The organism is Klebsiella sp. HMSC09D12 (assembly GCF_001808475.1).
Classification (GTDB): domain Bacteria; phylum Pseudomonadota; class Gammaproteobacteria; order Enterobacterales; family Enterobacteriaceae; genus Klebsiella; species Klebsiella oxytoca.
This window is the reverse complement of record NZ_KV793395.1, coordinates 1-1774: the sequence shown is the minus strand read 5'-3', so window position 1 is coordinate 1774 and position 1774 is coordinate 1. Positions and strand designations below refer to the sequence as shown.

3 protein-coding genes are annotated in these 1774 nt (G+C 58.4%); 1 reads left to right on the top strand and 2 read right to left on the bottom strand.

Annotation, left to right across the window (positions count from 1 at the left end; all coding sequences use genetic code 11):
• Nucleotides 1–105 precede the first annotated feature (105 nt).
• A complete protein-coding gene (locus HMPREF3178_RS03435; protein ID WP_004167230.1) occupies nt 106–417 on the bottom strand; it encodes a helix-turn-helix domain-containing transcriptional regulator in 312 nt (103 codons plus the stop codon).
• 3 nt (nt 418–420) lie between these two features.
• A complete protein-coding gene (locus HMPREF3178_RS03430; RefSeq protein WP_004167231.1) occupies nt 421–747 on the bottom strand; it encodes a type II toxin-antitoxin system RelE/ParE family toxin in 327 nt (108 codons plus the stop codon).
• 435 nt (nt 748–1182) lie between these two features.
• Here HMPREF3178_RS03430 and HMPREF3178_RS03425 point away from each other — a divergent pair, with 435 nt between their 5' ends.
• On the top strand, nt 1183–1626 hold the full coding sequence (locus HMPREF3178_RS03425) for a hypothetical protein (RefSeq protein WP_032734707.1): 444 nt from the start codon (nt 1183–1185) through the stop codon (nt 1624–1626).
• Nucleotides 1627–1774: the final 148 nt, after the last annotated feature.

Here is a 1774-nt window from a genome sequence, read left to right as displayed (position 1 = left end):
GTTGCCAACTAAACCACCGGCACCATACAGACAAGCCCGCCAATCGGCGGGCTTCTGTTTTGCACCAAAAGGAAAAACAAGCGCGGGCATATAGCCCGCAGGCTATCAGTGGGCGGCCGGAGTAGGGTGCAGCGGCTGGATGGCCAGTCGCAGGCCCATAGCGCGAAGGATCGCGGTCAGACTGCGCACCTCCGGGTTGCCCGTCTGTGACAGCGTGCGGTAAAGCTGATTAGGGTTCAGCTCGGCCGACTTGGCCACCTGCCGCACGCCTCCGAAGGCCTCGGCCATCTGGCGCAGGGCAATCAAGAGTTCGCCTTGCTCGCCATCCTCAAGGATGCTGTTCAGCAGCTCGACCGCGTAGGCGGGGTCGTTGCGGAACACTTCGGCCATAGCCGTGTCGTGTGCTCGATCTTTCATCGTTCAATCTCCTGTCCGTTGCTGCCAGTCACGCCAATAGGCGCAGGCCCGGTCAATGTCGGCGTTCTGCTTGCGCTTGTCGCCGCCGCAGAGCAGCAGCACGACGGTCAAGCCAGCCTTGGCGTAATAAACGCGGTAGCCCGGCCCTACGTCGATACGCAGCTCCCACACGCCTTCACGCAGGGGCTTGTGATCGCCGAAGTTGCCAAGTTCCAAGCGCATGATGCGCCGGTCGATGGCGATTCGCGCTTTGGTATCGCGCACCTGATCGCGCCACTCGGCGAAGTGGTCGCGTCCGTTGGGGTCGAGGTAGTGCCGTATCTGCTGCATGTCTGATATTGTCGTTTATAAACGATAACTTGTCAAGATGCAACCGTCACAATTTCGGATAATTTTGTATCCGCATATTGACCGGGTGGTTATCTGCTTTGGTGCATCTTCCGCCTGCCGCCGGGCGCAAGCCTATGCGGATAAACGTCTATCCACTCTGCCGATAGTTAACCATCCGCACAATGGATAGAAATTCGTCCGTATGCGGATAACTGTCTGGCATGATGTAGCGTGATAGCTTTTCATCGGCATGCGGATAATTTGGCGTCTGCATGTGCAGATAGTGCGCTTATCGGCATATACTGCTGCTATGATAGCTGTATGCGGATAGATTTCTATCTGAAATGTGATGCTTGTATTTTATCCGCCTGCGGATAGTTTGTTATCATTACTGCGGATAGATGGTTATCCGCACCATACGGAAAGGGGGCTACCATGCAGATACGTGAACAGGGCCGCAAAATTCAGTGCATCCGCACCGTGTACGACAAGGCCATTGGCCGGGGTCGGCAGACGGTCATTGCCACACTGGCCCGCTATACGACCGAAATGCCCACGACCGGGCTGGATGAGCTGACAGAGGCCGAACGCGAGACGCTGGCCGAATGGCTGGCCAAGCGCCGAGAAGCCTCGCAGAAGTCGCAGGAGGCCTACACGGCCATGTCTGCGGATCGGTGGCTGGTCACGCTGGCCAAGGCCATCAGGGAAGGGCAGGAACTGCGCCCCGAACAGGCGGCCGCGATCTGGCACGGCATGGGGGAGGTCGGCAAGGCCTTGCGCAAGGCTGGCCACGCGAAGCCCAAGGCGGTCAGAAAGGGCAAGCCAGTCGATCCGGCTGATCCCAAGGATCAAGGGGAGGGGGCACCAAAGGGGAAATGATCGGTCGGTGTGGTCGAGCTGGGCGCTACGGCTCGTTCGCCCTTCCTTTTGGTGTCTAAACCTGTCTTCCAGCCGCTACAGGCGTCCAGACCGGGCGCTGTAGTGCGATTCTATGCGAATCTAAGCGATTTAATGCGACTGTACGCGA